This window comes from Cellulomonas xylanilytica (assembly GCF_007989805.1).
GTDB classification, from domain to species: domain Bacteria; phylum Actinomycetota; class Actinomycetes; order Actinomycetales; family Cellulomonadaceae; genus Cellulomonas; species Cellulomonas xylanilytica.
The window spans coordinates 47,243-53,478 of the sequence record NZ_BJUB01000017.1 but is presented as its reverse complement, the minus strand read 5'-3'; the positions used below and the strand labels follow the sequence as shown (position 1 = coordinate 53,478).

The following is a 6,236-nucleotide window of genomic DNA, read 5'->3' as shown; positions in this document are numbered from 1 at the left end:
TTGAAGGGGTCCTCGACCTCGCAGGTCATGACGGTCAACGGTGGTGGGGCCAAGGGTGCCTCGGACAAGGTGTTCCAGCACAACGGGCCGGGCAGGTTCGTGATCAAGAACTTCACCGTGAGCGACTTCGGCAAGCTGTACCGCTCGTGCGGGAACTGCTCCAAGCAGTACGCGCGCACGGTGGTCGTCGACAACATCAAGGTGACCGCACCGGGCAAGTCGCTGGTCGGGATCAACTCCAACCTGGGTGACAAGGCCACGATCACGAACGTGACGATCTCCAACGACGCGTCCAAGAGGATCGTGATCTGCGAGGAGTACAAGGGCGTGACCTCGGGCGAACCGTCCAAGATCGGCTCGGGACCCTCCGCCGCGTGCGGCTACTCCACCTCGTCCATCACCTACAAGTGACGCCTCGGCCCACCGCACTCCCAGCGCGGGAGGGCGGTGGGCCGCTCGGCGCTCACTGCCAGACGGTCGCCGTCGACTCCGGCTCCGCGGTCAGCTTCGGCGTGACCGGCGCGGGGCCGGCGGCGGCCAGGTCGCGGACGTTCTTCTGGACGGCGACCACCGAGAAGAGCGCCATCGTGAAGCTCAGCCCGAAGAACCCCTTCTCCGACAGCTCGAGCGGGGCGTCGGCCAGCGCCGTGGACACCAGCACGAGGGACGTCAGGACCATCGCCCACGACAGGCCCAGGAAGATCCCCGTCACCGGGACCCCCTCGGCGCGGTCCCGCACGGACTTCTGGACGGCGATCGCCGAGAACAGGCCGAGCAGCAGCAGCGTGCCCAGGAACCCCTTCTCCGCCGGGTCCATCTGCGCGTTCCACAGCCCGACGCCGTAGGCGAGGAGCGCGATGCAGAGGGCCACCCAGGACGCGCCGACGAACGCGGCGGTCGGTCGGGCCGGGACGGGGTGCTGCTGCGACATGGTGAGGCTCCGAGGGTCGAGGTGACGGCAACCGTGCCAGCCGGGGCCCTGATGGTGCGGCGGCGGGACGGTGTGTCGCAAGCATCTCGTCGCGCACCCCTCGACCGGGCTAGTTCTCCACAACGACTGCGCAACGTTCGGGTCACGCCGCGGCACGCCGCTCACGCCGGCACCGCTCGCGACAGGATGGAGACGTGGACATCGACGTACGCGCCCGAGGTGAGCTGGCCGACGCCGAGCTGGACGCGCTGCACGCCGCAGCGTTCGGCCACCCGGTCACCGTGACGCCCTGGCGGCAGCGCCTCGCGGACCACAGCCTGACGTGGGTCACCGCCCGCCTCGACGGCCGGCTGGTCGGCTTCGTCAACGTGGTCGGCGACGGCGGGGTCCACGCGATCCTCCTGGACACCTGCGTCGCGCCGGACGTGCAGGGGCGTGGCGTCGGGCGCGCGCTCGTCGACGCCGCCGCCGCGGAGGCACGACGGGCGGGCTGCCACTGGCTGCACGCCGACTACGAGCCCCACCTCGTCGATTTCTACGAGCGTGCGTGCGGCATGCGGCACAGCGAGGCGGGCCTCCTGCGCCTCGACCAGTCGTGACAGCCTCCGCGCGATGTCCCTAGGGTGCGACGCGTGAGCGATGCGAGCGCGCCCGGGGACCAGCCGCCCCGGACGGGGCCGCGCGAGTGAGCGGGGCAGCGCTCCCCGGTCTGCACCCCGGACAGCAGGCCGCCGTCGACACCTGGTTCCCGGGTGCCGTGCTCGTCGCCGACCACAGCTGGCCGCTCCCGGGCCGGACGGTGCTCCGGCTGCACCACCAGGGCCGGGACCTCGTCGTGAAGGCCGGACGGCCGGACGACCACCACATGGACCGCGAGATCGCAGCGCACTCCGAGGTGGTCGCGCCGCTCGCTGAACGGGCGCTCGCACCCCGCCTGCTCCGTGCTGCCCCCAGCCTGCGGCTGCTCGCGACGACCTGGCTCCCCGGGGTGCTCGTCGAGGGCACGCCCGCCGAGCAGGACCCGCAGGTGTTCCGGCAGGCCGGTCGCGTCCTCGCCGTGCTCCACGCCCAGCGGAGCCGGCCGGGTGACGACCACGAGCTTCGTGCCGACGCCAGGTCACTGGCGTGGCTGCGGGGGGAGCACCGCATCGCCGACGAGGTGGTCGCCCGCCTCCGGGCAGAGCTGGCGCAGCCTGTGCCGGCGCGCACCCTGGTCCCGACCCACGGCGACTGGCAGCCCCGCAACTGGCTGGTGGACGACGGGCGCGTCTCGGCCATCGACTTCGGCCGGACCGACTGGCGGCCTGCCGCGACCGACCTCGCCCGGCTGCACGCGCGGCAGTTCCGGGGCCGACCCGACCTCGAGCGGGCGTTCCTGGACGGCTACGGCGGCGACCCGCGCGAGCCCGTGACCTGGCGGCGGGACCGGATCAGGGACGCCATCGGGACAGCCGCATGGGCGTACCAGGTGGGCGACGTGCTGTTCGAGCAGGAGGGTCACCGGATGATCGCGGACGTGCTCGACGGCAGCTGATCTCAGTCGTCGAACGCGTCCCAGCAGATGGCGCTGCGGAGGCGCTGGTCGTCGAGGACCAGCTCGCGCACGGCGGCGGGCAGCTGCGCGCGCTGCCAGTCCCGCTCGGTGAGCCGCGCGGCGGGCCCCACCGCGCGGATGGCGTACGCCGCGGCGCCGAGGTCGTGGGCGGCGACGTGCGCGACCGCGACCGCCTGGCCCGCGGACAGTGCGGCGAACCTGGCGGGGTCGGGCAGGCCGCGCGCGGCGGCGTTGGCCTGGAACGCGGCGGCGTGCGCGGTCTTCATGGGCACCTCGCCGCGGATCCAGGCATGACCGACGGCGAGGGCATCCCGCGGCCGGTGGTCCTCCGGGTGCTCCTGCTCGAAGAGGTGCAGCACGTGCTCGGCGCACGTGAGCGCCCAGCCGGCGAGCAGCCGGTGGTCCTCGTCCGTGAGCGTCCCCCCACGGCGGACGGTGATCAGTCGCGGGTCGCGCTCGGTGGGGAGGATGGGCACGTCCTCGTTCCTACCACCGGAATCGATCGGGACCGCGTACAGTTGAACTGTCAACTACTGACGCGAGGAGACCTCCGATGACCACCCTCCAGCTCGGCCTGGACTCGTTCGGCGACCGCCCCGTCGGGCCCGACGGCGAGCTCGTCTCGCACGCCGCCGCGATCCGCCAGGTGGTCGAGGAGGCCGTGCTCGCGGACCAGGTCGGCGTCGACGTCATCGCGCTCGGCGAGCACCACCGCCCCGAGTACTCGGTCTCGTCGCCGGAGACCGTCCTGGCCGCCATCGCCGCGCGGACCTCACGGCTGCGCCTCGGCTCCGGGGTGACGGTGCTGAGCTCCGACGACCCCGTGCGGGTGTTCCAGCGCTTCGCCACGCTCGACGCGATCTCCGAGGGGCGGGCGGAGGTCATCCTCGGGCGCGGCTCCTTCACCGAGTCGTTCCCGCTGTTCGGCTACGACCTGGCCGACTACGACGTGCTCTTCGAGGAGAAGATCGAGCTGTTCTCCCGGCTCCTCACCGAGCAGCCGGTGACCTGGTCGGGCACCACGCGTCCCGCCCTCCAGGACGCGGACGTCTTCCCCAAGACCGAGTCCGGGCACCTGACCACCTGGGTCGGCGTCGGCGGCTCCCCGCAGTCCGTCGTGCGGACGGCGCAGTACGGCATGCCGCTCATGCTCGCGATCATCGGTGGGGACCCCGCGCGGTTCGCCCCGTACGTCGACCTGTACCGCCGGGCGGCCGAGCAGTTCGGCACCACCGCGCACCCCGTCGGCATGCACTCCCCCGGGTTCGTCGCGGACACCGACGAGGAGGCGGTCGAGGTCTTCTGGCCGCACTACCGCGTCCAGCGGGACCGGATCGGTGCGCTGCGCGGCTGGCCGTCGGTGCGTCGCGAGGAGTTCGACGCCGAGGTCGCCGGCGGATCCCTCTACGTCGGGTCGCCGCAGAACGTCGCGCAGAAGATCGCGCGCGCCGTCACCGCGCTGGGGGTCGGCCGGTTCGACCTGATCTACACCACCGGCGCCCAGCCTGCTGACGCCCGGATGCGCAACGTCGAGCTGTACGGCACCAAGGTCATCCCCATGGTCCGCGACCTCGTGGCCGCCGCATGACGACCCTCGGCATCCTCGGCGCGGGCAAGGTCGGCACCGTGCTCGCCCGTCTGGCCGTCGCGGCCGGCTACCGCGTGCTCGTGGCGGGCTCCGGCGACCCGGCGAAGATCGCCCTGACGATCGACGTCCTCGCGCCGGGCGCCACGGCCGTCACCGCGCTAGACGCGGCCACCTCGGCGGACGTCGTGATCCTCGCGCTGCCGCTCGGCAAGTTCCGTGCCGTCCCCGTCGACGCCCTGGCCGGGAAGCTCGTCGTCGACGCGATGAACTACTGGTGGGAGATCGACGGCGTCCGCGACGACCTCACCGACCCCCGGACCACCACCAGCGAGCTCGTGCAGGAGCACCTGACCGGGTCCCGGGTCGTGAAGGCGTTCAACCACATGGGCTACCACGACCTGGACGGCGAGGCCCGGCCCGCGGGGACGCCCGGGCGCAAGGCGATCGCGGTCGCCGGGGACGACCCCGACGACACGGCGGCCGTCGTCGAGCTGGTGGACCGGCTCGGGTTCGACCCCGTCGTCGTCGGACCGCTCGGTGCGGGCGTCCACCTGCAGCCCGGCACGCCCGCGTTCGGCGCCAACGTGACGGCCCCTGCGCTGGCTGCCCTGGTGGACCCCGACCCTCGCCTCGACCCGGTCTAGGCCTGCGCGGCGCGCGCGAACCGCGCACCCCAGTCCCTGACCGACGCCGCGAGCTCCGGTGGGGACACCACGGTGAACTCGGCACCGAGCGCGCCCAGCGCGAACAGCGGCCCCTCCAGCGAGTCGGTCTCCATCGTCATCGTGCAGCGCGTCGGGGAGTCGGCGCGCACCTCCGCCCACCGGCCGACGAGCGCGCGGACCGCGTCGGCAGACGTCTCCACCACCACCTCGACCTGGTGCCGGCCGCCCGCCGCGTCGCCCAGCACACGGCTGCGGACGAAGTCGGCCACGTCGTCGAACGGCGGGGTCCGGGGCGCGAACGACGTGCCGGCGCCCGCGGCGGAGGTGATCCGGTCGATGCGGAACGTCCGCCAGTCGTGCCGGTCCAGGTCGTACCCGACCAGGTACCAACGCCGCCCGAGCGCGACCAGCTGGGCCGGCTCCACCAGCCGGGACGACGCCGACCCGGCCGCCGCCACGTAGTCGAACCGGACCCGCTCCCGGTCGCGGCAGCCCAGGGCGAGCGTGGACAGGACGGCGTGGTCGACCGGCGCGACGCCGTCGGTGCTCCACGGGGCAGGGGTCGTGGACGAGCGGACGGCGTCGAGGCGCGCGCGCAGTCGTCGCGGCATCACCTGAACCACCTTGGTCAGCGCGCGCAGGGCGGCGTCCCCGCCGTCACCCGTCGCGAGGTGCTGCTGTATGGCGACCGCGAGCGCCATCGCCTCGTCGTCGTCCACGACGAGCGGGGGCAGCGACGCGCCGGCCGCGAGCGCGTACCCGCCGTCGACCCCCGGCTGGGCGTCGACGGGGTAACCCAGCTCGCGCAGCCGGTCGACGTCACGCCGCAGGGTCCGCGCGGAGACGCCGAGCTCGTCGGCCAGCCGGGGCCCTGGCCAGTACCGGCGGGCCTGCAGCAGCGAGAGCAGCCGCAGCGTCCGGGAGCTGGTGTTGGCCATGCCGCCAGGATCCCATCATCGCGGTCAGGAAGTGGCCGCAATCGCTCCTAGCGTGGTCGCATCACCCACCGAGAGGACCTCCCGTGACCATCACGACCACCACGCACCTCAACTTCCGCGGCGACGCGCGCGCCGCCCTCGAGCTCTACCGGTCGGTGTTCGGCGGCGACCTCGCCCTCGTCACCTACCAGGACGCGCACAGCGTGCAGGACCCCGCCGAGGCCGACCAGATCATGTGGGGCCAGGTCCGGTCCGACGCCGGCTTCCACGTCATGGCGTACGACGTCCCGGCCCGGCTCCCGCACGAGCCGGGGGTCAACCCGGTGTTCGTCTCGGTGCGCGGCACCGACGCCGAGGAGATCACCGCGTACTGGACGGGCCTGTCCGCGGGCGCGACCGTCGTGCAGGACCTCGCCCCGGCCGGCTGGTCCCCGCTCTACGGCATGCTCCGGGACCGTTTCGGAGTGGTCTGGGTGCTCGACGTCGTCGCCGAGCACACCGCGTCCTAGCCAGCTGCCAGGCCGCCGGCCGTGGACGTGGTCCGCGGTCGGCGTCCTGG

Annotated in this window: 9 protein-coding genes; 6 read left to right on the top strand and 3 right to left on the bottom strand. The window is 73.3% G+C overall.

All coding sequences use genetic code 11. From position 1 onward, the window contains the following. A partial coding sequence (locus CXY01_RS20255; RefSeq protein WP_186813492.1) for a pectate lyase occupies window positions 1-411 on the top strand: 411 nt, incomplete at its 5' end. A gap of 52 nt (window positions 412-463) precedes the next feature. Here CXY01_RS20255 and yiaA read toward each other — a convergent pair. Then, on the bottom strand, window positions 464-931 hold the full coding sequence (gene yiaA, locus CXY01_RS20250; RefSeq protein WP_146931561.1) for an inner membrane protein YiaA: 468 nt from the start codon (window positions 929-931) through the stop codon (window positions 464-466). 194 nt (window positions 932-1,125) lie between these two features. Between yiaA and CXY01_RS20245 the strand changes: the two genes are divergently transcribed. Together CXY01_RS20245 and CXY01_RS20240 are read left to right on the top strand one after the other, a co-directional pair. Further along, complete coding sequence (locus CXY01_RS20245; RefSeq protein WP_146931559.1) at window positions 1,126-1,530, top strand: GNAT family N-acetyltransferase; 405 nt, start codon at window positions 1,126-1,128, stop codon at window positions 1,528-1,530. An 86-nt stretch (window positions 1,531-1,616) separates the two neighbouring features. Next, window positions 1,617-2,465 carry a phosphotransferase gene (locus CXY01_RS20240; protein ID WP_246125518.1) on the top strand — a complete coding sequence of 283 codons (849 nt, stop codon included), beginning with the start codon at window positions 1,617-1,619 and terminating at the stop codon, window positions 2,463-2,465. A 2-nt stretch (window positions 2,466-2,467) separates the two neighbouring features. Here CXY01_RS20240 and CXY01_RS20235 read toward each other — a convergent pair whose 3' ends face one another. Further along, window positions 2,468-2,962: a putative immunity protein gene (locus CXY01_RS20235; RefSeq protein ID WP_146931556.1), complete on the bottom strand. Its 495-nt coding sequence runs from the start codon at window positions 2,960-2,962 to the stop codon at window positions 2,468-2,470. A gap of 77 nt (window positions 2,963-3,039) precedes the next feature. Here CXY01_RS20235 and CXY01_RS20230 point away from each other — a divergent pair, with 77 nt between their 5' ends. Together CXY01_RS20230 and CXY01_RS20225 are read left to right on the top strand one after the other, a co-directional pair. After that, window positions 3,040-4,074, top strand: coding sequence for an LLM class flavin-dependent oxidoreductase (locus tag CXY01_RS20230; protein ID WP_146931553.1), 1,035 nt, complete (start codon window positions 3,040-3,042; stop codon window positions 4,072-4,074). After that, window positions 4,071-4,718, top strand: a complete 648-nt coding sequence (locus CXY01_RS20225) for an NADPH-dependent F420 reductase (RefSeq protein WP_146931550.1) — start codon at window positions 4,071-4,073, stop codon at window positions 4,716-4,718. Before CXY01_RS20230 ends, CXY01_RS20225 begins: the two co-directional genes overlap by 4 nt. Here the strand turns inward: CXY01_RS20225 and CXY01_RS20220 are convergent. After that, a complete protein-coding gene (locus tag CXY01_RS20220; RefSeq protein ID WP_146931547.1) occupies window positions 4,715-5,677 on the bottom strand; it encodes a helix-turn-helix transcriptional regulator in 963 nt (320 codons plus the stop codon). The genes CXY01_RS20225 and CXY01_RS20220 overlap by 4 nt on opposite strands. A gap of 83 nt (window positions 5,678-5,760) precedes the next feature. Here CXY01_RS20220 and CXY01_RS20215 point away from each other — a divergent pair, with 83 nt between their 5' ends. Then, window positions 5,761-6,186 carry a VOC family protein gene (locus CXY01_RS20215; RefSeq protein ID WP_146931544.1) on the top strand — a complete coding sequence of 142 codons (426 nt, stop codon included), beginning with the start codon at window positions 5,761-5,763 and terminating at the stop codon, window positions 6,184-6,186. Window positions 6,187-6,236: the final 50 nt, after the last annotated feature.